We start from the raw sequence: 25,347 nt of genomic DNA, 5'->3' as shown, positions 1-25,347 counted from the left end.
GCCCGGAGCCGCCCGCATGAGCGCCTATGCTGAGATCGCCGATCATTTCGGCCGCCTGTCCGCCCTCTCCAACGCCATCGGCATCCTGCAATGGGACAGCGACGCGATGATGCCGAAGGGCGCCGCCGCCTCGCGGGCCGACAGCATGGCGCTGTTGCGGGTCATGGCGCATGAGATGGCGGTCGATCCGCGCATTGGCGACTGGCTCGGCGCGGCGGAGGCCCAAGGCGATCTCGGCGACTGGGAGCGGGCCAATCTGCGCGAGATCCGCCGCAGCTGGACCATCCAGACCGCGCTGCCGGCCGATCTCGTCGCCGCCACCAGCCGGGCGATTTCCGCCTGCGAGATGGCGTGGCGGCAGGCGCGCGCCGATTCTAACTTTCCCGCCTTGCTGCCGCTGATGGAGGAGGTGCTGCGGCTGCAGCGCGAGGCGGGTGTCGCCAAGGGCGAGAAGCTCGGCCTTTCGGTCTATGATGCGCTGCTGAACGATTATGAGCCCGGCGGTCGCTCCGCGCAGATCGACGCGCTGTTCGACGATCTGGCGGCGTTTCTTCCGGGCTTTACCGAGGAGGCGCTCACCGCGCAGGCGCGCCGGCCGGAACCGCCGCTGCCGGAAGGGCCGTTCGCGGTGGAGGCGCAGCGCCAGCTCGGCCTCAAGATCATGGCGGCGCTCGGCTATGATTTCGATCGGGGACGGCTGGATATCTCCGCTCACCCGTTCTGCGGCGGGGCGGATAATGATGTGCGCATCACCACCCGCTATGACGAGGCGGATTTCAGCAAGGCGCTGATGGGGGTGATCCACGAGACCGGCCACGCGCTCTATGAGCAGGGCCGGCCCGCCGCCTATATGAGCCAGCCGGTCGGGGCGGCGCGCGGCATGAGCGTGCATGAGAGCCAGTCGCTCATCATGGAGATGCAGGCCTGCCGCTCGCGCGCCTTCCTCGACTTCGCCGCGCCGCTGATGCGCGAGGCCTTTGGCGGGTCGGGGCCGGGCTGGGAGGCGGAAGGCCTGTGGCGGCGCTACACGCGGGTCGAGCGCGGCTTCATCCGCGTCGATGCCGACGAGGTGACCTATCCCGCCCATGTGATCCTGCGCTACCGGCTGGAAAAGGCGATGATCGCCGGCGACCTGCCGCTCAGCGACCTGCCGCTCGCCTGGAATGCGGGGATGCGCGACCTGCTCGGCATCGTGCCGCCCAATGACCGGCTCGGCTGCCTGCAGGACATTCACTGGCCGAGCGGAGGCTGGGGTTATTTCCCGACCTATACGCTGGGCGCGATGACGGCGGCGCAACTGTTCGACGCGGCCTGCCGGGCCGAGCCGGATGTGCTGCCGGGGATCGGGCGCGGCGATTTCACCCCGCTGGTCGGCTGGCTGCGCACCCATGTCCATAGCCAGGGTTCGCTCTATTCGACGGATGAACTGCTCACCCGCGCCACCGGCCGCCCGCTCGACGCCGGCGTGTTCAAGGCGCATCTCGCCCGGCGCTATCTCGATCGGGCGTGACGATGCTGGCGATCGACTGTCGGCGGCCGTGGCTCACAGTCCGCTTTGCCGCGCCGCATCGCATGGTGAGCTGGGCTCCGCACCGGCCGGGTTTCGTGACCGCGCGCGATGTGGCGTGGCGCGAGGTCGGCGCGGGGGAACTGGGGCCGGAGGTCGATGCCGGCCGCTGGTTCGCCGAGGAGCTCGCCGCAACTGGGCTCACCGAGGCGGTGGGGATGCTCACGGCGCGCAATGTCGCCGCCTATGTCTGTGGGACAGCGAAGGTGGAGGGCGTGCGGGCGGGTGCCATCGTCACGCTGGGCCTGCGCAATGGCGAGCGGATCGGCATCCGGCGGGCGATGGCGCAGGAATCCGGGGCGCCGGAAGGTGCGGGGACGATCAACATCCTCGCTTATGTCGACCGGCCGCTGACCGATGCCGCGCTGCTGGAGGCAAGCGCGCTCGCCGTGCAGGCGCGCACGGTGGCGCTGATCGAGGCGGGTTACCGCGCGGCGGGGATGGACGCGCCCGTCACCGGCACCGGCACGGATTGCGTGGTGATGGCGGCGCCGCAAGCGCCTGACGGCGAGCCTTGCGCCGGCGAATCCTATGCGGGAATGCACACGGCGATTGGCGAGGCGGTGGGCGCCTGCGTGCTCAACGCGGTGCGGCAGGCGGCGGCCGAGTGGATCGGCGCGCCGCCTCGCGGGGGTTAGGCCAGCAGCTCCGTCATCGCGTCGACCAGCTCGTCGGCATGGGCGAGGGTGACGCAGAGCGGCGGGCGGATCTTCAGCACATTGCCGAACTGGCCGGCGGCGCCGATGAGGATGCCGCGCTGGCGCAGGCCATTGATGAGGTGCGTGGCGGTGGCCGGCGACTGGCCCGCCTCGTCGCCGAACTCGACACCGAGATAGAGACCGGCGCCGCGCACGGCGGTGATCGGGGTTTTCGCCTGAAGGTGCTTGAGGCGGGCCATCAGGTGCCGGCCCACGCTCGCGGCATTGGCGATAAGCCCGTCTTCCTCGATCGCCTCCAGCACCGCGAGGGCAGCGGCGGTGGCGACGGGGGTGGCGGCGAAGGTGTTGAAATAGCCGAAATCGTCGCAGAAATCGGAGAGGATTTCCGGCCGCGTCACCACGCCGGCAATGGGGTAGCCATTGCCCATCGGCTTGCCCATGGTGACGATGTCGGGAACGAGCCCGTGGCGGGAAAAGCCCCACATGCCCGCCCCGGTGCGCCCGAAGCCGGGCTGCACTTCATCGGCGATGAACAGCCCGCCCGCCTTGTGCGCCACCTCGACCGCCGCCTTCAGGAAGCCCGGCGGGTCGGCATACACGCCGTCCGAGGAGAAGATGGAATCGACCAAGAGGCCGGCGAATTTGATGCCGTCCGCTTCCATCGCGGCGATGGCGGCGGCCACCGCATCGGCAAAGCCCTGCGCGACATCATTGCCGAACAGCGCCGGATCGGGCGGCGGCACGAGGCGCACATGCGGGGGCGGCGCGCCGCGCTTATAGGAGGAGGGCGAGACTTCCGTCACCGCCGCGGTGTTGCCGTGGTAAGCGGTGCGCGTCACCACGAAGCCCGTGCCGCCGCTCTGGCGCTTGGCCATGCGCAGGGCAAGGTCGTTCGCCTCCGATCCGGTGCAGGCGAGCACGAGATTGCTCAGCGGCGCGGGGAAGGTGGCGAGCAGCTTCTCGGCATAGTCATGCGCCACGTCGAACAAATAGCGCGAATGGATGTTGAAGGCGCCGATCTGCTGGCGCACCGCTTCCACTACCTTGGGGTGGCAGTGCCCGACGGTCGGGACATTGTTGTAGAAGTCGAGATAGCCGCGCCCGTCCGAGGCGTAGAGATAGGCGCCCTCGGCGCGCACGATCTTCAGCGGCTCCTCGTAGAACAGCACGGAGGCCGCCCCGTAGTTCTTCCGGCGGCGCTCGACGAGGGCGGCGATGTCCGGGGCGAGGCCCGCCCCCGCGCCGTCAAAGGCGTTGAGCGAGAGGATCTGCAGTTCGCGGCTCTTCATGATGCGGCCCTCGCGCTGTCGGTGGCCGGCCGGGCCTGATCATAGGTGGAGAGGAAGGCGCGGGCGAGCGCGACCGTGCCGTCCGTATAGGCCTCGCCCATGGCCTGCGCGGTGGGCGTCTCGGCGTGAGAGGCGACCCAGGCGGTGAGCAGCATCCGGCGCAGCATGATGAAGACGGGCAGGATGGCGCATTCCTCGTCCGTGAGCGGCGCGACGGTGCGGTAGCCCTCGATCCAGGCGGCCTGAAGCTGCGGGATATAGGGCTCGTGCTCGACGAAGCTGATGGCGGCGGCGAAGTCGTAGAGATACCAGGAGAAGCCGCAATCGTCGAAGTCGATCACTGAGAGCCGGTCGCCATCGACCAAGAGATTGGCGACGCGCATATCGGCATGGACAAGGCCGAAGCGATCCGGCGCGGTGCCGTAATCCTCGACCAGATCGCGCAGCACGAGGGCGGTGCGCTCAAGGACCGCGCGGCCTTCCTCGGTGAGGCCGAGCGCGGCGCGCCAGTCGCCCCAGAGCAGCACGCTGCCGAGCATGGCGTCATAGTCCCAGCGCTTGCGCACGAAGCCTTCCGGCGGCTGCCAGCTCTTGGCATGGGCGTGCAGCCGGGCATTGATGGCGCCGAGCTCGCGGAACCAGCGCGGCAGATCCTCGCCCTCGGCCGGCTCGCGGCCCGAGACCAGCTCGAAGGCGACGGCGTGGCGGGTGGTGCCCTCGTCGTCAATATCGGCGATCAGCGTGCCGTCGGTCTTCGGCACGGGGGTGAGCGTCGCCACGACGCCGTCGCGCCCGAGCGCGGTGAGCCAGGCGAGCTCGGATTCGATCTCCGTGCGGGTGTGATAGCCCGGCCGGTGGACGCGGAACACGACGTGGCGCCCGCTTGCCGGGTCATGCGCGCGGAACGTGGCGTTCTCGGAAATGGTGAGCAGCTTCAGCGCGGTGGCGTCCGACAGGCCCCAAAAGGGCAGGGCACCGCGCAGGCCGGCCTCCAGCTTCGCCAGGAACGCATCATCATACATGGGCTGGGTCATCGGCGGCGTCACAGCTTCATCAGGGTTTTAAGATCGGCGGCGCGCATCACGTTGCAGTAGATCATGTTGATGATCTCCAGTTCGCGCCGGTGCAGATCGTCGGTCGCCGCCGCGCAGCAATCGTCGAGCACCACGACGTCGAAGCTCTCATCGGCGAGGCTGCGCACTGTGGAGGACACGCACTGGTCGGTGAAGATACCGACGCAGATGACGGTGCGGATGCCGAGATTGGCGAGGATCAGCCGCAGATTGGTGCCGGTGAGCGCGCTGTCCGTAGTCTTGGTCACGACGATCTCGTCCCCGACCGGGGCGAGCGGCGGCACCATCAGCGAGGCCACTTCATCCTTGGGCAGCAGGAGATTGTTGAAGCCGGGCTTCTTCTGGCTGAGCGAACGGTCGCGCCCGTCCGTGGTCTGGCAGGCGATGCGGGCGAACAGGCACTCGATGCCGCGGGCGCGGAAGCGCGCCAGCAGATCGGCGATGTTCGGGATCACCGTGCCGTGCATGCGTTCATGGAACGGCGTCCAGCCGTCGTAATGCGCACGCTCGGCCTCGCTCGCGAGCGAGGCGCGGTCGGGGCGCTCCAGATAGGTGTTCTGCACGTCGATCACGAGCAGGGCCGTGGTCGCGGGGTCGAGCACCGGATCGTCCGGCTCGGGCGCCAGCGCATAGTAGAAGGAGCGGTTTTCGGTCTTCCAGCTCACGCGGCACCTCGGTTCTGCGTCGTCCGGTTCTGGATCATCGGGGCGGGGCTCATCGCCGGCTCGCCACGGTGATCTCGACGCCGGCGCGCGCCAGCGCCCGCGCCACCGCCCCGCCCGGCGCCTGATCGACCACCAGACGCTGGATGTCGGGAATGTGGGCCCAGATGGCGAGGGCCTGCACATCGAATTTCTTGTGGTCGGAGACGACGAGCGTTTCCGCCGCGCGGTTCATCATCGCCTTGTAGACCCAGGCCGCCGGCGCCTCGGCATCGGCGAGGCCGTCCGTGGTAATGCCGGAAATGCCGAGAATGGCGCGGTTGACGTTGTAGTTCTGCAGGAAGTCGATGGTCTCGGCGCCCACCATCATGCCCTCGCGCGCATTGTAGCGGCCGGGGCACATGATGACGTCGATGGTCGGGTTCGCCGCCACCACCGTCGCCACCGAGAAGGAATGGGTGATGACGGTGATGTCCCGGCACTCCGCCGCCATGCGTCGGGCGACATGGGTGGTGGTCGCGCCGGCGCCGATGGCAATGACTTCCTTCGGCTTGATGAACTTCACCGCCATGGCGGCGATAGCCTCGCGCTCGGCCACCATCATGCCGTGGCGCTCGGTCACCGCCGGCTCGGCGGCGAAGGGGCGCACGGCCCCGCCATAGGTGCGGTTGATCAGGCCGCGCTCCTGCAGCTCGAACAGGTCGCGCCGGATCGTCTCGGTGGAGACTTCGAGATCGGCCGCGAGGTCACCGACGCGCAGGGTCGGCGTCGCCATCATCTCGGCGAGGATGCGCTCGTGGCGCGCCGCCTTGTCGAGACGCGGGCGGCGACGCTCGCGGGTCTCTTCGCGGGCTGCGTCGTCCTCGCTCATGCTGCGGCGCGCCTGCGCAGGAGGATACCGGCGAGCCCGCCGACCAGCAGCAGCACCGCCGCCGCCAGCGTCGCCATGGTACCGAGCGCCGGGACCATCGGCGTGTAGCCGGCGACCATCTTGGCATAGAGCCATTTCGGGATCGTCGAGTCGGCGCCGGCGGTATAGAGCGACAGCGGGAAGTTGCTCCACGACAGCAGGAAGGCGAACAGCATCCCCGACCAGATGCCCGGCCACAGGATGGGCAGCGTCACCTCGCGCAGCACCTGCAGCCGGGTGCAGCCGAGATCGAACGCGGCTTCCTCCAGCGCCGGATCGAAGCCATAGACCTGGATGGCGATGACCAGCGTCACCACCGGCACGATCCAGACGAGATGGGCAAAGACGGCGGTCATCCAGCTCGTCTGGATGCCGACGGCGCTGAAACCGAGCAGCAAGGCGAGGCCGAGCACCGGCTGCGGGAAGAAGATCGGCAGCATGATCAGCTTCTGGAACAGCCGGCGGCCCTTCCAGTCATAGCGGGCAAAGGCGAGCGCGCCGCAGGTGGCGATGACGACGGACAGCACCGTCACCAGCAGGGCGATGGCGATCGAGTTCCGCACGATCATGCCGATCTCGATCGAGGCAATGGTCTTGTCCCACCATTCGGTCGAGTAGACCTTGATGGGGAAGCCGAAATAGCGGCTCTTGTTGAAACTCGCGAGGGCGCCGCAGACGATCGGCAGGTAGATCACCGCGATGACGAAGAGCGTCCAGATCCAGATCAGGGCGTTGGTGCGCTTGTGGGTCATGGCTCAGCGCCTCCCGAGCATGCGGTCGAGGTCGAGCTTCGACAGCGCGAACAAGGTGAGCACCCCGATGAACAGTGTGACCAGCACCGAGAGGGCGGAACCGAGCGGCCAGTTCTGCGAATAGGTGAAGGCGATCTCGATATCGTGCGAGATGACGATGATCGACTGGCCGCCGAGGATCTTCGCCTCCGCCGTCGCACCGATGGCCAGCACGAAGGTCAGCAGCATGCCGATCATGATGCCGGGCATGGCCAGCGGCAGCTCGATCTCGCGCCAGATGAAAATCCGCCCGGCGCCGAGGTCGCGCGCGGCATCCACGAGGTCGCGGGGCACGAGGGCGATGCCCAGTGTCATCGGGAACAGCATGAAGGGCAGGTAGGTATAGACCATGCCGAACAGGGTGATGCCCGGCGTGAACAGCACCTCCGGCCCGCCGGAAAAGCCGAGCCATTTCAGCGAGCCGTCGAGCACGCCGTTCTTGATGAAGAACAGCACCCAGCCATAGAGCCGGACGTTTTCCGAGACGAAAAGCGGGAAGACGAAGAACACGCTGATGAGCCCCGCCCAGCGCCCGAACACGGCGTTCAGCCCATAGGCGATGGGGTAGGAGATGACGGCGAGGATCGCCACGGTGAACAGCGCGAAGCCGCAGGACCAGGCAAAGGAGATCCACACCGTGTTGGTCGGGTCGAACAGCCCGGCGAAGTTCTCCAGCGTGAAGCTGGTGAACACGTCGAAGCTGCGAGGCGTGGCGAAGGCATAGGCGAGGATCGCCACCAGAGGGGCGAGAAAGCCGATGCCGAGCAGGAGCGCGACGGGCAGCGCGCAGCGCGCGCCGAGCGAGAGCATACGCTGCTGGCGCAGGGCGCGCGGGCTCTCGGCCGGCGGGGCGGCGGTGGAGGCGACGGCGAGGCTGGACATGAGGTCAGCTCCCGAGCGTGAAGGCGTCGGCGGCGTCCCAGCCGAGCGTCACCGTGCGGTCGGCGCCAGGCGGCAGGGCGCGTGAGCGCGACAGCTCGACCAGCATCACCTTCTCAGCCGCGCCCGCGCCGACGCGGACCTGATACTGGATGCGTGAGCCGAGCGAATATTCGTTGTAGACCGTGCCCTCGACCCGGTTGTCGGCCGCGTCGCCCGGATTGAGGAAACGCATATATTCCGGGCGGACGACCACGAAGGCCTCGTCCAGCATCGCGCCGTCCTGCGGCGGGCGCACGGTGAAGCGGCCGGGCACGTCAACCCCGTCCCACGCGCCATCGGCCCCGCGCTTCACCTTGATGGTGTTCACCTCGCCGACGAATTCCGAGACGAAGCGGTCCACCGGCGCGCCATAGATCTCCTCAGGCGTGCCGACCTGCACGAGGCGGCCGGCGCGCATCACGCCGATGCGGTCGCTCATCACCATCGCTTCTTCCAGCGAATGGGTGATGTAGATGAAGGTCTTGCCGGTCTCGCGGTGCAGATCCTTCAGCTCCTTCTCCAGCGCCTTCTTCAGCTTGTAGTCGAGGGCGGAGAGGGGTTCGTCGAAGAACAGCACCTGCGGGTCATAGGCGAAGGCGCGCGCCAGCGCGACGCGCTGGCGTTCGCCGCCCGAGCACTTCATCACGTTCTTGTCGTAATAGTTTTCCGGCAGGCGGACGACGCGCATCAGCTCCAGCGCGCGCGCCTTGCGGGTGCTCGCATCGACGCCCTTCACCTTGAGCGGGAAGGCGATGTTCTCGCCGACGCTCTTGTGCGGGAACAGAGCCAGAGACTGGAAGACGAGGCAGGTCGGCCGCTTGTTGGGCGGCATGTCGTTGATCAGCTCGCCATGCAGGGTGATGTTGCCCTCGGTCGGCGTGTCCATGCCGGCCAGCATGCGCAGCAGCGTGGTCTTGCCCGAGCCGGAGGGGCCGACAATGGTGAGGAACTCGCCCTCGCGCACGTCGAGGTCGATATTGTCCACGGCATTGAAGCCACCGAAGGTTTTGCGCACCCCCACCAGTTGCAGGATCGGCTTGGGCGTATCGCCGGCGGGCGTGGTCTGGAGCATGCGGGTTCTTCCGGGTCGTGGACAGGTGGTGTTGGTGCAGGTGCCATTGGGAGGCCGGGGCACGAGGAAGTGGCGGTCGCCGTTTCCTCAACGTCATCCCCGGGCTTGGCCCGGGGATCCATGTCTTTCGAGGTGCACCTGAACTTGCTCGCGCGACTTAAGGCGTGGATGGCCGGGCCAAGCCCGGCCATGATGAGGAACGATCAGCCGCGCAGGCGCTTGGCGGCGTTCATGATGTCGAGCGCCTTGTCGTAATCCGGCACGATGTCGTAGTGCACCGAGCGATCCATCTCTTCCTGCAGGCTGTCCCACTGGATGGCGTCGAGCTCGTCCTTGGTGAAGAGGTCGAAGCACGCCTTGGTGCCCATCTGCGCCACCGGGTTGAACGTGCCCTCGGCGAAGGCGACCGTGTGGGCGACGTCGGGCGCCTGCACATATTTCAGGAACTCGAGCGCCAGCGGCGACAGGTTCGGGTTGTTCACCGTCGAGGTGATCTCGATCCAGGCGATGCCGCCCTTGCCGCCCGGCAGCGGGCCGCGCAGCGGGGTGATGCCGCGCAGGTTCGGGTGGCCGTCGGCGCGGGCCGGGGAGACCGAATAGGTGCCGCCGGTCATGTGCAGGTCGATCTCGCCGGAGATCAGCGCCTGGTTCATCGAGGCGATGTCGCCGATGAGCTTGGCGCCCTTGAAGACGCGCTTGGCGGTCTCCTCGAACTTGGCGAACTCTTCCGGCGTGTGGGACTTGAACGGGTCGATGCCGGCGATGATGAAGATGTTGAAGACGTTCCAGTCATCCGACTCGAGAATGCCGTACTTGCCGGCGAGCGCGGGGTCGTTGAACAGATCCCAGCCGGTATCCTCGGCGGTCTTGCGGCTGATCTTGTCGGTGTTGACCACGAAGCTGTAGGGCCCAAAGCGCTGGGCCATGCCGACCAGATCCTTCCCGTCATCGCTCATCGCCCACTTATAGGGCCATTTGAACTCGGGCAGCATCTTGTCGAAGAACGGCTCGAACTCGGCCTTGGGCAGCGGCTTGATGAGCTTTTCCGGCAGCATCACCTTGCGGGCCCAGGGATTGTTCACATTGATCAGATCCCAGGTGTTGATCTCGCCGGCGCGCAGGCGGTTGATCATGGTGGGATCGTTGGTGAGGCTCTCGGCCTTCACCGTCGCGCCTGTCTTGGAGCGGAACGGGTCGAGCACCTGCGCGGAGTTGTAGCCCTCCCAGCACAGGATGTTCAGTTCCTTCTCGCGGGCGGCGAACGCCTTGTTGGCGGAGAACATGGGACCGGCGGCGGCGAGCGCGCCGAGCCCGGTGCCCATGCCCTTGAGCAGCGACCTTCTGGAAATGCCTGACATGTCGACGTCCTCTGGATTGTTGGCACGGACGGGCCGCCGCCGCGCGGGATTGACCACATCCATGGTGAGCGGATGTGGTTCTTATGTTGGACTGTGTGTGATCCTAAACATCGCCATTTGGGCTTTACAACACCATTTTTGCAGCGCACCCTGATGAAAAGGAAGGCAGCCTAATCCTTGACCATGGGGCAGGCGCTCACCGCCGCCTGGCTGCCAGTCCTTTGAAAAACAACGACATCCAGAGGGCCTACCCGACCATGTTCACGTCGCTTGAGGGAAAAACCGTCATCGTCACCGGCGCCAGCAAGGGCATCGGCCGCGGGATCGCGCTGCGCTTCGGCCAAGCTGGTCTCAACGTGCTGGTGGTCAGCCGCAAGCTGGAGGAAGCCGAGAAGGTCGCCGCCGAGATTGGCCCGCGCGCCTCCGCCTTCGCCGCCGACGTGACCAAGACCGCCGACACGCTCGCCATGGCGCAGGCGGCGCTCGACCGCTACGGCGCCATCGACGTGCTCTGCGCCAATGCCGGTATCTTCCCGGCGGCCAAGCTCGGCGCCATGACCGAGGACGATTTCGACCTCGTCATGGACACCAACCTCAAGGGCACCTTCCTCTCCGTCTCCGCCGTGCTGCCGGCGATGAAGGCGGCGAAGAAGGGGCGCATCGTCATCACCTCCTCGATCACCGGACCGATCACCGGCTTTCCCGGCTGGACCCATTACGGTGCCTCGAAGGCCGGGCAGATGGGCTTCATGCGCACGGCGGCGATCGAACTGGCGCCGTGGAACATCACGGTGAACGCGGTGATGCCAGGCAACATCCTCACCGAGGGCATGGAGGGCATGGGCGAGGCCTATATCGCCTCCACCGCCGCCTGCGTGCCGATGAAGAAGCTCGGCACGGTGTTCGACATCGCCAACACCGCTTTGTTCTTCGCCAGCGAGGAAGCCGGCTACATCACCGGGCAGGGCATGGTGATCGATGGCGGGCAGGTGCTGCCCGAGTCGCCCATGGCGCTCGACGAGATGGGCGTCGCCTGACGCGCCATCCCCGCTGTTTTCCGGCGCCAGCGCGGCGTGCGCGACGCGATGCTTGACTCGCGAGCCGTTCGCGCGCGCTGATGGGCGCTGCACATGGTGTCCGGCCGGGGATGACTCGGCCGGGTGAAACGGGAACGGGGAAGGGCGCAAGCCCGAAGCCCCGACCGCCCCCGCGACTGTGAGCGGCGAGCGCCTTCCATCACGCCACTGGTTCGACCCGCAAGGGGAGGCCGGGAAGGCGGAAGTCGTGCTGTGACCCGCGAGTCAGGAGACCGGCCATGCGCATGGGTCCACACGCACGCCGTCGGGTGAGACGGCACAGGAGACGACTATGCATATCGAACCCGGCCTCGTGGCCGAAGGGAAGATCTGGCTCAGCTATGTGACGGCGGCCGGCGCCGGCGCCTACACGCTCAAGCTCGCGGGCGAGGCGATCGCCACCCGCGGCCTCGCCTCGCTGGCGGCGCGCAGCATCGCGACCACCGCGCTGGTCTTCGCCTTCTTTGAACTCCTGCCGCACCATCCGGTGGGCGTTTCCGAGGTTCACCTGATCCTCGGCTCGACGCTGTTCCTGATCTTCGGCGTCGCTCCGGCCGCCATCGGCCTCGCCGCCGGCCTGCTGATCCAGGGCCTGTTCTTCGCCCCCTTCGACCTGCCGCAATATGGCATGAACGTCACCACCCTCCTGGTGCCGCTCTTCGCGCTGATGGCGCTGGCCAAGCAGGTCATCGCGCCGAACACGCCCTATATCGAGCTGAAGTACCGCCAGGCGCTGGCGCTCTCCACCACCTATCAGGCGGGCATCGTCGTGTGGGTGGCGTTCTGGGCGTTTTACGGCCACGGCTTCACGGTCGAGAATGGCGCGTCCATCGCCTCCTTCGGCGCGGCCTATATGCTCGTCATTATCGTCGAGCCTCTGGTCGATCTTGCGGTGCTCGCCGCCGCCAAGGCGCTGGGCGGGCTGCGCGGCACGCCGGTGGTCGAGCGCCGGTTGTTCGAAGCCGCCTGATTTTCCGCATCCACTCTGAAAAGCGAGGGCCCGGCACGTTGTTGCCGGGCCCTTTGCGTTGAGCGCCCCCTTGTCGAAAGCGCGCGGCGGCGGGATACCGTGTGCCGACGCGCCTGGGTTGGCGCCGGGGAGACGGTGATGGGTTGGATATCGCGCGCGCTGCTGGGACTGGCGCTGACGCTGGCGGGCGGGAGCCTCACGGCGCGGGCAGATGGCGCGAGTGCCGTTCCCTCCGGCGTCTCCTATGAGCTGATCGGCCGCTGGGACGCCGACAAGCTGAACGCGATCCTCACCACTGAGGCGCCGCGCTTTTTCGGCGTCACCGTCGCCTATGCGCCAGCCCGCAATGCCGTGCGGCTCTACCGCGTCACCTACCCCTCCGTGGTGCCGGAGCAGGGCAACCGGCCGATCATCACCACCGGCCTGCTCGCCCTGCCGGACACGGACGGAACCAGCTTCCCGCTGCTCTCCTACCAGCACGGCACGGTGTACGGGAAAAAGCAGGTGCCCTCCTTCCCCGACCAGTCGCCGGAGACGGAACTGGCCCTCGCTCTTTTCGCCGGCCAGGGCTATGCGGTGATCGGCGCCGATTATTTCGGCATGGGCGCCAGCGCCGAGCCGGAGGGCTATCTGGTCAAGGCGAGCCACCAGCAGGCGACCTATGACATGCTGCTGGCGAGCCGCGCCGTGCTCGCGCAGATGAACATCACCACGACCAAGCTCTTCCTCGGCGGCTGGTCGCAGGGCGGCTTCGTCACCATGGCGATGCTGCAGAAGCTGGAGGAGGCCGGCATCGCCGTGGACGGCGCCGCCACTGCGAGCGCGCCGTTTGATGGCTACGCGGCGCTGAGCGGCTTTCTCGATTTTCCCCGCCCGAACGACGCCACCTGGGTGACGACGCTGTTCATCCTCACCGCCTTCTCCTTCGAGAATTACTACGGCGTGCCGGGCCTCGCGCGCTCGCTCATCAATGACAGCTATTACGACGTCGCCCGCGCGGCCTATGAGCGCAAACCCTATGATCCCTCGCATATTCCCACGGCGGTGAAGGATCTGGTGCGGGCCGAGTATTTCGACGCCCGCTTCTTCCGCGCCTCGGCCTATGGCCGCATCCTGCTCAACGAGACGCAGGCCTATCGCTGGATCATCCGCAGCCCGGTGCGCAACTATTATGGCGAGAAGGATGAGGTGATCACGCCGGGTCTAGGCCAGCTCGCCATGACCTATCAGCGCGGCATTGGCGCCGGCAACATGCAGGTCGAGGCGATCTCGACCGGGCCGACCGATCATCGGGGAACCTACGCCACCGCCATCCCGCTCTGGAAGGCGTGGTTCGACAGCAAGTAGCCGCTACCAGGCCGCCGCAAACGAAAACAGGCACCCCGCGGGGTGCCTGTCGTGTCGGGGCCTAGGGTAAGGTCAGCGCGCCAGCAGGACGCGTACCTCCTCGCGCAGGCGGTCGCCGACATTGGTTAGCGAGGTGGAGACGCGGCGCACATCGCCAGCGGCACCACGGATCTGGCTGACCACGCCGCTCACGCTGTTCATGCTCTGGCTGACCGAGCCGTTGGTCGCGCTCTGCTCTTCCACCGCAGCGGAGATGCTGGCGAACACGTCGCGCATGGTGCTGACATTCTGCGTGATCTCGCCCACGGCGAGCGCCGCCGTGCTGCTCGCGCGCTGCACGCTCTCGACCTGCGTGCTGATCTCCTTGGTGGCATTGGCGGTCTGCATCGCCAGTTCCTTCACCTCGGAGGCGACGACGGCAAAGCCCTTGCCGGCCTCGCCGACACGCGCCGCCTCGATGGCGGCGTTGAGCGCGAGAAGGTTGGTCTGCGAGGCGATGCGCTCGATCATCGAGGAGACATTGCCGATGCGTTCGACGCTCTCGACGAGGCCGCTGACCAGCCCGTTGGCGGCGTCGGCGCGCGCGGCGGCCTGACCGGCCATCTGGGTGGCGCCATGGATCTGCTTGCTGACCTCGGCGAAGGAGACGGACATCTCGACCGCTGCCGCGGCGACGGTGGAGGACATGTCCTCGCTCTGCGCGGTCAGCGATGTCAGCTGGTCGCTCGCCGCGCCCATGGCCTGCGAGGACTCGCCAAGCTCGTTCACGGCCGCCGTCACATTGGTGGCGACATTGACGGCGTCGGTGACGACCGCCCAGGTCAGCATCGGGCCTTCATAGACACCCTCGGGGGTCGTCAGGGCGGAGACGTTGAGGTCCAGCGTCTCCGGCCCGACCTTGATGCGCGCGCGATGCGGCAGGTTCGACGGATCGGCCAGCATGCGCCGCTGCATCTCGGGCTTCTTGTGGAAGACGTCGATGGAGGAGCCGACGAGCTCCGACGCCTTGATCGGCAGGAACTGCTCGATGCGGGCGAGCGTGTCGAGGCTGGTCTTGTTGGCGTAGTCGATGGTGAAGTCCGGCGTGCAGGTCATGACGTTGATCGGCATCTGCTCGACCATCTGCTGCAACCGGCGATAACGGTGCTCGGCCGCCAAGGTCTCGGTCTCGACGCTGAGCACGATCTGGAGCTGCTCGTGAAGTCCCTTGGCCGGCACCGCGCCGATGCGCAAACGCAGCTGCTGGTCGCCCACCGTGACGATCTCGTCGATCGGCAGGTTCTTCGGCCGCGCCAGGCGGTGCCCGTCGGTCCCGAGATCGAGATTGAACGCAGCGAGGCTGGAGCCAATGAGCGCCTCGATCGCCATGGGCAGGGCGCTGCGGATCGCGCCCAGCGCCTCGCGCGCCTGCGGGTTGGCGTAGCGGATGGTGCCCTGCGTGTCGCACATGAGGACCGCGGCGGGCAGGCCATCGATCAGGGTCGTATCGACGCCGCGCCAACGCGGGCGCTGAAGGGTGTGAAGAGAGGCAGGGCTCATAGGGTCTCCGCGGGGCCTGCAGCGTGGGGATGCGGAGAGGGGTAGCCAGCGAAGCTTGCTCGTGGCTGGCCGGCCATCTCCAAGCGGTGATCTAACCTCTCTTACTAAGCGTAACTACCTACATTTTTGCTTTTAAAGGTAATAATGTAAGGCTTTTTACCTGTAATTTCACGTATAATTCCGATGAACGCTTTTGTTCCAAGGTTTCGTAAAAATAAACTGATTGACCGTCGTGCGTTGGGGCCGTTTTCTGCCCCCAGCTAACGGCCTTCGTACAATCAGGAGAGACCTCGTCATGTCCGAGGCAGGCCTACCGATCGCAGCGCGCGACTGGCGTCAGGAAACGGCGGGCGCGGCCCAGCCGGCGTCAGCTCCGGCAGGGGCCTCGTCCCCGCAGGACACATGCCCCTATTACATCCTCTATTACGCGGACGCGTCGACCTCTGGCGTCATGGGTCCGATGAAGCGGGCCCGCTACGCCACGGTGCGCGAGGCCGCTGACCGGGCGATGGAAATGCGCCGCGCTGGGAATCAGCGACCGGTGGAGATCCGCGATCCGCAGGACCACCTCATCACCTGCGAGCTGATGGGCTGGAAGCTGCCCCCGCTGGTTCGGCCCGAGCATCCGCGCCGTCCCTCGGTTCCGGCCGCGCGGATCGCCTGACGGTACGCTCTGGGGGAAGCCAGTGACCGTGCCGCTTTGTGGCCGCTGACCGGTTCTCGTGATCCGGCATGACCTTACGTCATCAAGCCCGCCGGCCGCTGAATGCGGTCGCGCGGGTTTTAATTGCGTGAGACCATGGTCTATCTTGCCGAAAGTGGCTCAGGAGGCGATTGCACGCCTCAGCCTGCGCAACGACAAAAGTCGGCGCGAATTGGAGGGGGACGTCGCATGGGGGCTCTACTTGCCTTCAGCCGGATTATTGACTGGCTGAATGAGAAGTTCGGCCGTATCGCCGACTGGTGCGTGCTCACCTCCTGCCTGATCAGCGCCGGCAATGCGACGGTGCGTTATCTTCTCAGCTACAGCACCAACGGCCTGCTGGAGATCCAGTGGTATCTGTTCGGCGCGCTGGTGCTGCTCGGCGCGCCCTACACGCTGCAGAAGAACGAGCATGTGCGCGTCGACCTGCTGTACATGTCGGTCTCGCCGCGCGCCCGCCTGTGGATCGACACGGTGGGCTTCATCGTGATCCTCATCCCGGCCAGCATCTATCTCACCCTGCTCAGCTTCCCCTTCTTCTGGCAGTCCTTTCTCTCCGACGAGATGTCGCAGAATGCCGGCGGTCTGATCCTGTGGCCGGCCAAGCTGCTGCTGCCGCTCGGCTTCGCGCTGCTGACGCTCCAGGCGATTTCGGAGCTCATCAAGCGCATCGGCGGCCTTGCCGGCGTGATCGAGGTCGAGACGACCTATGAGAAGCCGCTGCAATAGACGCTGACTTCCCCGCGGCTGCCGCCATCGCCCTGTCTCTTCCCGACACCACGACCGACGAGCCCTCTCATGTTCTCTCATGGCGTGATGCCCCCGCTGATGTTCGCCGGCATGATCTGCTTCATGCTGGCCGGCTTTCCGGTGGCCTTTTCCCTCGTCGCCGTCGGCCTGTTCTTCGGCACGCTCGGTGTCCTGACCGACCATTTCCACCCGGCCTTCCTGCAGGCGTTGCCGCTGCGCTTCTACGGCATCATCTCCAACGACCTGCTGCTGGCGATCCCGTTCTTCACCTTCATGGGCGCCATTCTTGAGCGCTGCGGCCTCGCCGAGGATCTCCTGGAAGGCACCGGCAAGCTGTTCGGCAAGGTGCCGGGCGGCCTCGCCTATGCGGTCATCATCGTCGGCGCCATTCTGGGCGCGATCACCGGCACGGTGGCGGCCTCGGTCATCGCCATGGGCGTGATCTCGCTGCCGGTGATGATGCGCTATGGCTACGACCAGAAGCTGGCCACCGGCGTGATCGCGGCCTCGGGCACCATCACCCAGCTCATTCCGCCGTCGCTGGTGCTGATCATCCTCGCCGAGCAGCTCGGCAAGCCGGTCGGCGACATGTATCTCGGCGCCATCGGCCCCTCGCTGCTGCAGGTGGCGATCTTCCTCGCCTATGTCTTCGTGCTCTCGCTCATCAAGCCGCAGACCATGCCGCCGCTGCCGCCGGAAGCGCGCGGGGAGGGCGGCTGGCCGCTGATCAAGCAGGTGCTGTGGGGCATGGTGCCCTCCATCGTGCTGATCATGCTGGTGCTCGGCACCCTGGCCATGGGCCTCGCCACGCCGACGGAAGCGGGCGCCATGGGCGCGGTCGGCGCCATCGTGCTGGCGGCGATGCACGGGCGCCTGACCTGGCCGCTGATCCGTCAGGCCATGGCCTCGACCATGCGCATCACCTCGATGGTGGTGTTCATCCTCATCGGCGCGACCGTGTTCAGCCTTGTCTTCCAGGGCATGGACGGCGCGCTGTGGATCGAGCACCTGCTCTCCCAGCTGCCGGGCGGGCGCATCGGCTTCCTGGTGTTCGTCAACGTCTTCATCTTCTTCATCGCCTTCTTCCTCGACTTCTTCGAGATCGCCTTCATCATCGTGCCGCTGCTGGTGCCGGTGGCGATCAAGCTGGACATCAATCTGATCTGGCTCGGCGTGCTGCTCTGCGTGAACATGCAGACGGCGTTCATGCACCCGCCCTTCGGCTTCGCGCTGTTCTATCTGCGCGGCATCGCCCCGCCGTCGATCCGCACTTCGCAGATCTATTGGGGCGCTATTCCGTGGCTGTTCATGCAGCTCATTCTGGTGGTGGTGGTCATCATGTGGCCGGAGGCGGTGACCTACTGGATCAGCGCCGGATCGACGGTCGATCCCTCGACCATCCAGCTCGACATCCCGCAGATGGAACCGCCGCCGCTCAATATGGGCCCGCCGCAGTTCTGATCCCTCGCTCATCCCGGACGACAGGTGCGTCCGGGATGTTCGTTTGCGGGCCGGCCGCCGGTGCGGGTCAGTCCCCTATGCGGGTCAGGCGTGGCGGTGGATCGCCGGGCGCCTGCCGCGCACCGCGAGGGCGCCAGCGACCACGAACAGCGCCAGCACCGCCAGCTGGGCGATGGCGAAGGGCGGCTCGGCCTGCGTCGGCGCCAACGCCTTCAGAGCCGGCACCTTGGCGAAAGCCTGCGCGACGGCGACGAAGACCAGCAGCCACAGGCTGATGGTGACGCCGATGGCGTAGACCCAGCCCCACGCGCCCGCGCGGCCGAAGAGGTAGCGGGCCGGAATGGTCCCTGCGAGCACGACGAGGGCGACGATGCCGACGATGTGCGAGGGCAGAAGTCCGGTGAACGGAAAGCCGAAGCCGGTGGCGCTGGTCAGCACGGCGGTCGCGAGGAACACCGCCGTCCAGGCGCCGCGCTCGCGTCCGGCGATCAGGTCGAGAAGCACGACCACGCCGGTGGCGATGGCAATGAGGCTCAGCCAGGTGTGAAAGCCCGTCCAGTTGGTCGGGTCGAAGATGTTCATGATGCGCTCCCCAATGCGCCGCGGCGCCCGGCTTGGCCGGCGACGCCACCCGCGCGGGCGAGGGGTGGAAGCGCGGTTTTTGATGATAGGCCTCATCTTTGAGGCCGAGCCAGCACGCCAGCAATGTTCGTAAATGCGAAATCGCAAATCTGTGTCTTTCGGTGCATTGGGGCCGTGCGAAATCTGCGCGATAAGGCGGGCCTTCCGCCCGGCCTGCGCGCCGCGGCCCTGCAGATGACGGACCCGCCATGAATAAAACCGACGCCCCCACGGCCCCCCCGCATCCCGGCATGGGGTTTCGCCAGTTCGTCGGCTACATCGCGGCGCTGATGGCGACCAATGCCATCGCCATTGATTCGATGCTGCCCGCGCTGCCGGAAATCGGCCGGGCGCTGAACATCGACACGGCCAACCACACGCAGATCGTCATCACCGCCTATCTGCTCGGCTTCGGCCTGGCGCAGATCGTCTATGGCACGCTGGCCGACCGCTTCGGCCGCAAGCCGGTGCTGCTGGTCGGGCTTGGCATCTACACCATCGCTTCCGTCGGCTGCTACTTCGCGCCGTCGCTGGGCGTCATGATTGCCGCGCGCGCCATCCAGGGCGTCGGCTCGGCGGCAACGCGCATCCTGGCCATCACCATCGTGCGGGATTGTTATTCCGGCCGGCAGATGGCGCGGGTGATGTCGCTTGCCTTCATCGTGTTCCTCGCCGTGCCCATCGTCGCCCCCTCCATCGGCCAGCTGATCATGCTGGTGGCGCCGTGGAAGGCGATCTTCTTCATGCTGTTCCTGTTCGGCGCGGTGCTGTTCGTCTGGACGATGATCCGCCTGCCGGAGACGCTGAAGGAGGAGAACCGCACGCCGATCTCCGTGCGCGGTATCACCTTCGCCTTCGGGCTGGTGTTCCGCAGCCGCGTCACCGTCGGCTACATGCTGGCCATGACCATGGTGATGGGCGGCCTGTTCGGCTTCATCAACTCGGCCCAGCAGGTGTTCGCCGATGCGTTTGGCGCGCGCGAGCTGTTCACGCTGATCTTCGCCCTCATCGCCGTGTTCATGGCGCTGTCCTCGCTGCTGAACTCCAAGGTCGTCGGCAAGCTCGGCATGCGCCGGGTCTCCCACGCGGCGCTGCTTGGCTATCTCACGGTGACGCTGATCCATGCCGCCGTGGTGTTGGCGGGCGTCGAGACGATCTGGACCTTCTCGGTGCTGCAGGCGCTGATGATGTTCTTCTTCGGCCTCATGGTGTCGAACTTCAACGCCATGGCGATGGAGCCGGTGGGCCATGTGGCGGGCACCGCCTCCTCGGCGCTGGGCTTTGTGAGCACGGTCGGCGGTGCGCTGCTCGGCTTCGGGCTCGGCCAGCTTTTCGACGGCACGACACTGCCGCTAACGCTGGGCTTCGCGGCACTCGGGATCGGGGCGCTGGGCTGGGTGCTGTTTGCCGAGCGCGGGCGGCTGTTCCATTCGAGCGGCGCCCCGGCCAAATCCTGAGCGGGCCTCTCTGGCGTCGCCTCCCGGTCGCTCCCCGACCCAAGGCTGCCTCGGCGCGGTTCGTCAGGCCGTGGCGAGTGCGGGCGCGAGGCTCGGCGCCGCGGCTACCTCGGGAAAATGCGTGCGGGCGGATTTGCGCCATTCGGCCGAGGCCGCAAAGGCGGTGATGAGGGTGCCGAGATCGGTCTCGTCGATCAGCAGCGCCGCATCCTCCGGGCTCATCCACACATGCAGCCGGTCGCCGCGCTCGGGGAAGTCGTCGAGCTGCCGGCGCACGGCCAGCGGAAAGACCGACACCTTGACCAGCGCGAAATGGCTCTCCAGCCGTTTCCAGTAGCGGTACTGGCCGAGCTTCTTGCGGCTGACATCGCCGACAATGCCGGCCTCCTGCCACGCCTCGATCTGGGCCGACTTCCAATCCTTGTGATTCTTCATCGGCCATCCCTTGGGGATGACCGCCCGACGCGTTTCACGCGAGGTAAGAACGAGGATCTGCAGGCGCCCGTCGGAAGACAGCCGGTAGGGCAAGGCCGCAACCTGCTGGAGTACACGGCCATCCTTCGCCTGGCGGTTATGTTGCTTGCTTTTCGCCATGGTAGACCAATCTAGTGTACACGGCGCGGATTACGACATTTTTCGTCAATTTGGCGGCGCGTATAACGACATTTCACGAGGGTAGCGGTGCACATGACGTTGGAACTGACGATTCTCGCCTGGTCACTCGTCCTGGCTGTGATTCAGATCATGCTACCGGCGATGTTTCGCAATCGTGAGACAGGCGTCGCCTATAATGCCAGTGCCCGCGATGAGCCCGGCCCCCCGGTCGGCGTGGTCACCGGCCGGTTGCGGCGAGCGCAGGCGAATCTGTTCGAGACCTTGCCGCTGTTCATCGCGGCGGTGCTGATTGCCCATGTGGCGGGGCGCGAGGGCGTGCTTACCGCGCTGGGGGCGAGCCTCTTCCTGGCGACGCGGGTGATCTATGTGCCGCTCTACGCGCTCGGCATACCCTATGTACGCTCGGCCGTGTGGCTGGCATCCATGGCCGGGCTTGCCCTGGTGATGCTGGCGATTCTTCTGCCGTTCTAGTTCTCTGTCGCTCGCGGACCGGCCGGCAGCGCCGGCCGGTCAATGCCGCGGCCCGTCATCGTCGTCAGTGCTGGGCTAGCATCCGGGCGATGGCCTGCGCCACCTGCTTGGTCACGCGGCGCCGGTACTTGCGGTGCACGAGCTGGCCGTTGTGATAGACGTCCTGCTCCACATAAAGCTCGTCGCCATCCCAATGCAGGACGTTGTCCGATTCGGTGGTCTCAATCACACCGATCTCGGGGATAAGCTGGCCTTCCGGCGGGCTGATCGACATGTGTTTCTCCTTGGCACTGGCGGAGGCTCTGGCGGCCTCATCGCGCCAAGGATAGCCGTCGCCGCGCCGAAAGCCATGGCGAGTTGAGAGCGCCGGTCAGCTTTTCGCGTCAGCCTGGGTCGTGCCGTCCTCCTTCTCGATCTGCCCGCGCCGCTGCAACCACAAGGCGACGAGCCAGCAGATCAACGCCCAGGCACTGCCAGCGCACCATCCCGCCAGCACGTCGGTCGGCCAGTGGACGCCGAGATAGATGCGGCTCAGGCCTATGAGCAGCGTCAGGCTGACGGCGACGAACAGCACATAGGCTTTGAGCCGGCGGCGGCGCTCGGTGCGCACAATGAGGGCGGCCAGCGTCAGATAGGTCACGGCGGCGCCCATGGCGTGCCCGCTCGGGAAGCTCAGCGTGTGCACGTCGACCAGATGCGCGACGAGGTCCGGGCGCGGTCGGTCGAAGCCGATCTTCAGCAGGTAGCTCAGCGCCCCGCCGCCGGCGACCGCCGTCACCACGAAGAGCGCCGCGCCGCCCTTGCGGTCCATGATGAGGAACCCGACCACGGCGGCGGTGATGAGGGTAAGCACCGTCGTGCTGCCGAGCGCGGTGATGTCGCGCATCACGATTTCCAGCCAGAGCGGCCCCAGCGGATCGGCCGGGTCGCCCGGTGCGCGGAAGGCGCGCAGCACCGCCTCGTCAAAGGCGTGGGTCTCGCCCTCCACCACGCCATCGGCGAGCTGCGCGAAGGCGAGCAGCCCGGCGGCAGCGCCGGCGATCGCGAGGAAAACGCTGAATTCGGCCATGAGCCAACGCGGGACGACGGACAGGGATGATTTCATGCACCACCGTTTGATTGGGCCCAGCCGGCAATCGGGTGCCGGCAATCTGCTGCTTTAGGTAGGGCGCCACCCATGGAACCGGAATGGTGGACGAGGGGTTCCCCTCTGCATCTTCGCTCACAGGGGTTGACCCGAGCGGACAGTGCTTCTGATCCAACAGGCTGGGAGAGCGACATGTTCAAGGGTGGACTTCTGTGGCTGGTGGGTATTCCGCTGCCGGTTATCCTTATCCTCTGGTTCCTCGGCTATCTGAGCTGACGCCTCCGCGCGGCCGTGCATGGTTGCGGCGGTCGCCCAGCTGTGTCTTGACTGAATAGCGGCGATTTCGATCTATCGTCTCTCCTAGGGAGAGCACGCGTGCCGCACAGGGGAGCTGGCCGGGGATGATGGATCACGTCGCGACCCATGATCCGGGGCTTGTGACGCTGTCGGTGCTGATCGCCATCGCCGCCTCTTTCACGGCTCTGGACCTTGCGGGTCGCATCCCGGTGGCCTCCGGGCGCGCAAGGGTCGGCTGGCTCGCGCTGGCCGCGCTCGTGCTTGGCGGGGGCATCTGGGCGATGCACTTCGTCGGCATGCTGGCGCTGAATGCCGGCCTCGCGATCCATTACGACCTCGAGCTCACCGCGCTGTCGCTGCTGATTGCCGTGGCAGCGACGGGACTGGCACTGATCGCCGCCAGCCAGCCCGGCATCCCCATCGCACGCCTCGTCCTGGCCGGCATGTTCATGGGCCTCGCCATTGTCGGCATGCACTACACCGGCATGGCGGCGATGCGCATGACCGGCGCCATCGCCAATGACTTCCTCTATGCCGGCGCCGCGGTGATCGTAGCCGTGTCCGCCTCGACGGCCGCGCTATGGCTGGCGTTCCGCCATCACAGCCTTGTCGAGCGGGTGGCTGGCGCGGTCGCGCTGGGGCTCGGCATCGCCGGGATGCACTATGTCGCCATGGCCGGCGTGAGCTTCCTGCCCGGCGAGGGCCATATCGTCGCCGTGCGTGGCGGCGCCTTCGACAATGCCCATCTGGTCATCGCCGTCGCGGCCGCAAGCTTCACCATATGCGCCGCCGCCCTGCTCGCCGCGATCTATGACCGGCGCTTCACCCTGCTGGCGCAGCGCGAGACCGCGATGTGGCGCGAGGGGGAGGAGCGCTATCGCAACCTGTACCGTCGCACCCCGCTGCCGCTGCATTCGCTGGGGGCCGATGGGCGCATCGAGCAGGTGAGCGACCGCTGGCTCGACCTTCTCGGCTATGCGCGCGAGGAAGTGGTCGGCCGGCCGCTGACCGATTTCATGACGCCGGAATCGGCGCGGCAACGCAATGAGGAACACTGGCCGCGCCTGCTCGGCACCGGCGAACTCCTCGAGGCCGAGTACCAGTTCCTGAGCAAGGACGGCCGGCGTCTCGACTGCGTGCTCTCGGCGGTGGCCGAGCGCGATGCGCAGGGCACGCTCGTCAAGACGCTGTGCGGCCTCATCGACATTACCGACCGCCGCCAGGCCGAAGAGGCGCTGCGTCAGGCGCAGAAGCTTGAGGCCGTGGGCCAGCTCACCGGCGGAATCGCGCATGATTTCAACAATCTGCTGGCGGTCATCATGGGCAATCTCGAACTGGTGCGTAAGCGCGCGCCGGACGAGCCGCGCCTGCAGACGCTGATCGACAACACGTTGCAGGCCGCCCAGCGCGGCGCCGCGCTCACCCAGCGCATGCTCGCCTTCGCCCGCCGGCAGGATCTGAAGCCCGAACCGGTCGATGTGCCGGAACTCGTGCTCGGCATGGCCGATCTGCTGCGTCGCTCCATCGGGCCGAGCGTGCGGATCGAGACACGCTTTCCGCTCGGCCTTCCCAAGGCGCGGGTGGACGCCAACCAGCTGGAACTCGCTTTGCTCAATCTCGCGGTGAATGCCCGCGACGCCATGCCCGATGGTGGCACCATCGTCATCAGCGCGCATGAGGCGCAGGTGGCTGTCGACGAGGAGGGCGATGCCGGTAACGGCTTGAAGCCTGGGCGTTATTTCTGCCTGTCGCTGTCCGATACCGGCTCCGGCATGGATGAGGCGACGCTCGCCCATGCTGCCGAGCCGTTCTTCACCACCAAGGGTGTCGGCAAGGGCACGGGCCTCGGCCTTGCCATGGTGCATGGCCTCGCCGCGCAATCGGGCGGCAAGCTGGCGCTGACGAGCCGGCTGGGGGAGGGCACGACGGCGACCATCCACTTGCCGATTGTCGAGCCTGTGGCGGTGGCTTCGCAGGCGCCCGCCGCGCCGCCCGAAGCCGTGCCGCCCCTGCCGTCGCCGGTGGAGCCGGAGCCGGGCGCGGTGCGGGTGCTGGTGGTTGATGATGACCCGCTGGTGCTGTCCGCCACGGCGGCGATGCTGGAGGATCTCGATTTTGCCGTCACCGAGGCTTCGTCTGGCGCGGAAGCGTTGAAAACACTGGAAAGTGGCGCCGCGATCGACGTCGTGCTGACCGATCAGGCGATGCCCGGCATGACCGGTATCCAGCTCGCCGCGATCATCCTGGAGCGCTGGCCGAGCCTGCCGGTGATCCTCGGCACCGGCTATGCCGAGCTCCCGGCGGAGGCGCGGCCGGACATGGTGCGACTCGGCAAGCCGTTCAGCCGCGACATGCTGCAGCGGGCCATTCTCGGCGCGACGCGGCCAAGGGCCGACAATGTCGTGACTTTTCCGCCCCGCAGCGCCTGAGGCCCCACGCGCGCCGCTTGCATATTGTCGACGACACGACGGTGACAAAGGGGCCTTGCGTGATTATATCAGTGCCGTCCGGGGGAGCCCCGTCAGGGGGCTGAGAGGCCATCATCGCGCGGACGCGGCATGGCGACCCTTTGAACCTGATCCAGTTGAGACTGGCGGAGGGAGGCCTACATGTCTGCCAAGAGCGAAAATTCCATCGGTTCCGCAACGACT

Annotated in this window: 24 protein-coding genes and 2 riboswitches; of the genes, 11 read left to right on the top strand and 13 right to left on the bottom strand. The window is 66.8% G+C overall.

The features are described 5' to 3' along the window. Positions 1-16: 16 nt before the first annotated feature. Positions 17-1,510, top strand: a complete 1,494-nt coding sequence (locus AncyloWKF20_RS10005) for a carboxypeptidase M32 (protein ID WP_279317695.1) — start codon at positions 17-19, stop codon at positions 1,508-1,510. A 2-nt stretch (positions 1,511-1,512) separates the two neighbouring features. Beyond that, the gene (locus AncyloWKF20_RS10000; protein WP_279317694.1) at positions 1,513-2,205 is read left to right on the top strand and encodes an adenosylcobinamide amidohydrolase; all 693 of its coding nucleotides are present in this window, start codon (positions 1,513-1,515) and stop codon (positions 2,203-2,205) included. On the opposite strand, the gene AncyloWKF20_RS09995 is transcribed toward AncyloWKF20_RS10000, so the two are convergent. The 8 genes from AncyloWKF20_RS09995 to AncyloWKF20_RS09960 all read right to left on the bottom strand — a co-directional run bounded on the left by AncyloWKF20_RS09995 (position 2,202) and on the right by AncyloWKF20_RS09960 (position 10,302). Further along, entirely contained in the window at positions 2,202-3,515 is a 1,314-nt protein-coding gene (locus AncyloWKF20_RS09995; RefSeq protein WP_279317693.1) for an aminotransferase class III-fold pyridoxal phosphate-dependent enzyme, read from the bottom strand. The two genes, AncyloWKF20_RS10000 and AncyloWKF20_RS09995, sit on opposite strands and share 4 nt — an antisense overlap. Next, positions 3,512-4,549, bottom strand: coding sequence for a phosphotransferase (locus tag AncyloWKF20_RS09990; RefSeq protein ID WP_279317692.1), 1,038 nt, complete (start codon positions 4,547-4,549; stop codon positions 3,512-3,514). The genes AncyloWKF20_RS09995 and AncyloWKF20_RS09990 overlap by 4 nt, the downstream gene beginning before the upstream one ends. A gap of 8 nt (positions 4,550-4,557) precedes the next feature. After that, on the bottom strand, positions 4,558-5,253 hold the full coding sequence (locus AncyloWKF20_RS09985) for a cysteine hydrolase family protein (protein WP_279317691.1): 696 nt from the start codon (positions 5,251-5,253) through the stop codon (positions 4,558-4,560). Positions 5,254-5,302: 49 nt separating this feature from the next. Continuing rightward, positions 5,303-6,121 carry a DeoR/GlpR family DNA-binding transcription regulator gene (locus tag AncyloWKF20_RS09980; protein ID WP_279317690.1) on the bottom strand — a complete coding sequence of 273 codons (819 nt, stop codon included), beginning with the start codon at positions 6,119-6,121 and terminating at the stop codon, positions 5,303-5,305. Continuing rightward, the gene (locus AncyloWKF20_RS09975) at positions 6,118-6,912 is read right to left on the bottom strand and encodes an ABC transporter permease (protein ID WP_279317689.1); all 795 of its coding nucleotides are present in this window, start codon (positions 6,910-6,912) and stop codon (positions 6,118-6,120) included. Before AncyloWKF20_RS09975 ends, AncyloWKF20_RS09980 begins: the two co-directional genes overlap by 4 nt. 3 nt (positions 6,913-6,915) lie before the next feature. Next, positions 6,916-7,833: an ABC transporter permease gene (locus AncyloWKF20_RS09970; RefSeq protein WP_279317688.1), complete on the bottom strand. Its 918-nt coding sequence runs from the start codon at positions 7,831-7,833 to the stop codon at positions 6,916-6,918. Between the two features lie 4 nt (positions 7,834-7,837). Continuing rightward, positions 7,838-8,944: an ABC transporter ATP-binding protein gene (locus tag AncyloWKF20_RS09965; RefSeq protein WP_279317687.1), complete on the bottom strand. Its 1,107-nt coding sequence runs from the start codon at positions 8,942-8,944 to the stop codon at positions 7,838-7,840. A gap of 203 nt (positions 8,945-9,147) precedes the next feature. After that, on the bottom strand, positions 9,148-10,302 hold the full coding sequence (locus AncyloWKF20_RS09960) for a PotD/PotF family extracellular solute-binding protein (protein ID WP_279317686.1): 1,155 nt from the start codon (positions 10,300-10,302) through the stop codon (positions 9,148-9,150). 257 nt (positions 10,303-10,559) lie between these two features. Here AncyloWKF20_RS09960 and fabG point away from each other — a divergent pair, with 257 nt between their 5' ends. The 3 genes from fabG to AncyloWKF20_RS09945 all read left to right on the top strand — a co-directional run bounded on the left by fabG (position 10,560) and on the right by AncyloWKF20_RS09945 (position 13,695). Beyond that, entirely contained in the window at positions 10,560-11,339 is a 780-nt protein-coding gene (gene fabG, locus AncyloWKF20_RS09955) for a 3-oxoacyl-ACP reductase FabG (protein ID WP_279317685.1), read from the top strand. A gap of 77 nt (positions 11,340-11,416) precedes the next feature. Beyond that, a riboswitch (cobalamin riboswitch) is annotated at positions 11,417-11,635 on the top strand. A gap of 35 nt (positions 11,636-11,670) precedes the next feature. After that, positions 11,671-12,348: an energy-coupling factor ABC transporter permease gene (locus AncyloWKF20_RS09950; RefSeq protein WP_279317684.1), complete on the top strand. Its 678-nt coding sequence runs from the start codon at positions 11,671-11,673 to the stop codon at positions 12,346-12,348. Positions 12,349-12,486: 138 nt separating this feature from the next. Next, the gene (locus AncyloWKF20_RS09945; RefSeq protein WP_279317683.1) at positions 12,487-13,695 is read left to right on the top strand and encodes a prolyl oligopeptidase family serine peptidase; all 1,209 of its coding nucleotides are present in this window, start codon (positions 12,487-12,489) and stop codon (positions 13,693-13,695) included. Positions 13,696-13,767: 72 nt separating this feature from the next. Here the strand turns inward: AncyloWKF20_RS09945 and AncyloWKF20_RS09940 are convergent, their stop codons facing one another. After that, a complete protein-coding gene (locus AncyloWKF20_RS09940) occupies positions 13,768-15,234 on the bottom strand; it encodes a methyl-accepting chemotaxis protein (protein ID WP_279317682.1) in 1,467 nt (488 codons plus the stop codon). A gap of 295 nt (positions 15,235-15,529) precedes the next feature. On the opposite strand from AncyloWKF20_RS09940, the gene AncyloWKF20_RS09935 reads away from it, so the two are divergent. The 3 genes from AncyloWKF20_RS09935 to AncyloWKF20_RS09925 all read left to right on the top strand — a co-directional run bounded on the left by AncyloWKF20_RS09935 (position 15,530) and on the right by AncyloWKF20_RS09925 (position 18,148). After that, positions 15,530-15,898, top strand: a complete 369-nt coding sequence (locus tag AncyloWKF20_RS09935) for a hypothetical protein (RefSeq protein WP_279317681.1) — start codon at positions 15,530-15,532, stop codon at positions 15,896-15,898. A 228-nt stretch (positions 15,899-16,126) separates the two neighbouring features. Then, positions 16,127-16,666, top strand: a complete 540-nt coding sequence (locus tag AncyloWKF20_RS09930; protein ID WP_279317680.1) for a TRAP transporter small permease subunit — start codon at positions 16,127-16,129, stop codon at positions 16,664-16,666. 69 nt (positions 16,667-16,735) lie between these two features. Further along, positions 16,736-18,148 carry a TRAP transporter large permease subunit gene (locus tag AncyloWKF20_RS09925; RefSeq protein ID WP_279317679.1) on the top strand — a complete coding sequence of 471 codons (1,413 nt, stop codon included), beginning with the start codon at positions 16,736-16,738 and terminating at the stop codon, positions 18,146-18,148. 84 nt (positions 18,149-18,232) lie between these two features. Here the strand turns inward: AncyloWKF20_RS09925 and AncyloWKF20_RS09920 are convergent, their stop codons facing one another. After that, on the bottom strand, positions 18,233-18,730 hold the full coding sequence (locus AncyloWKF20_RS09920) for a hypothetical protein (RefSeq protein ID WP_279317678.1): 498 nt from the start codon (positions 18,728-18,730) through the stop codon (positions 18,233-18,235). Positions 18,731-18,978: 248 nt separating this feature from the next. Between AncyloWKF20_RS09920 and AncyloWKF20_RS09915 the strand changes: the two genes are divergently transcribed. Next, positions 18,979-20,226: a multidrug effflux MFS transporter gene (locus AncyloWKF20_RS09915; protein ID WP_279317677.1), complete on the top strand. Its 1,248-nt coding sequence runs from the start codon at positions 18,979-18,981 to the stop codon at positions 20,224-20,226. A gap of 63 nt (positions 20,227-20,289) precedes the next feature. Here AncyloWKF20_RS09915 and AncyloWKF20_RS09910 read toward each other — a convergent pair whose 3' ends face one another. Beyond that, positions 20,290-20,820, bottom strand: a complete 531-nt coding sequence (locus AncyloWKF20_RS09910) for an NUDIX hydrolase (RefSeq protein ID WP_279317676.1) — start codon at positions 20,818-20,820, stop codon at positions 20,290-20,292. Positions 20,821-20,913: 93 nt separating this feature from the next. On the opposite strand from AncyloWKF20_RS09910, the gene AncyloWKF20_RS09905 reads away from it, so the two are divergent. Then, positions 20,914-21,312, top strand: coding sequence for an MAPEG family protein (locus tag AncyloWKF20_RS09905; RefSeq protein ID WP_279317675.1), 399 nt, complete (start codon positions 20,914-20,916; stop codon positions 21,310-21,312). Between the two features lie 64 nt (positions 21,313-21,376). Here the strand turns inward: AncyloWKF20_RS09905 and AncyloWKF20_RS09900 are convergent, their stop codons facing one another. Together AncyloWKF20_RS09900 and AncyloWKF20_RS09895 are read right to left on the bottom strand one after the other, a co-directional pair. After that, positions 21,377-21,586, bottom strand: coding sequence for a hypothetical protein (locus AncyloWKF20_RS09900; protein WP_267581590.1), 210 nt, complete (start codon positions 21,584-21,586; stop codon positions 21,377-21,379). A gap of 96 nt (positions 21,587-21,682) precedes the next feature. Next, complete coding sequence (locus tag AncyloWKF20_RS09895; RefSeq protein ID WP_279317674.1) at positions 21,683-22,381, bottom strand: phosphatase PAP2 family protein; 699 nt, start codon at positions 22,379-22,381, stop codon at positions 21,683-21,685. 419 nt (positions 22,382-22,800) lie between these two features. Between AncyloWKF20_RS09895 and AncyloWKF20_RS09890 the strand changes: the two genes are divergently transcribed. After that, positions 22,801-25,125, top strand: coding sequence for an MHYT domain-containing protein (locus AncyloWKF20_RS09890; RefSeq protein ID WP_279317673.1), 2,325 nt, complete (start codon positions 22,801-22,803; stop codon positions 25,123-25,125). 70 nt (positions 25,126-25,195) lie between these two features. Continuing rightward, positions 25,196-25,315, top strand: a riboswitch (TPP riboswitch). Positions 25,316-25,347: the final 32 nt, after the last annotated feature.

It is taken from the genome of Ancylobacter sp. WKF20, from assembly GCF_029760895.1.
In the GTDB taxonomy this organism is placed as follows: domain Bacteria; phylum Pseudomonadota; class Alphaproteobacteria; order Rhizobiales; family Xanthobacteraceae; genus Ancylobacter.
Note: the sequence above shows the minus strand (reverse complement) of the source record. Positions and strands in the feature narration are given on the sequence as shown.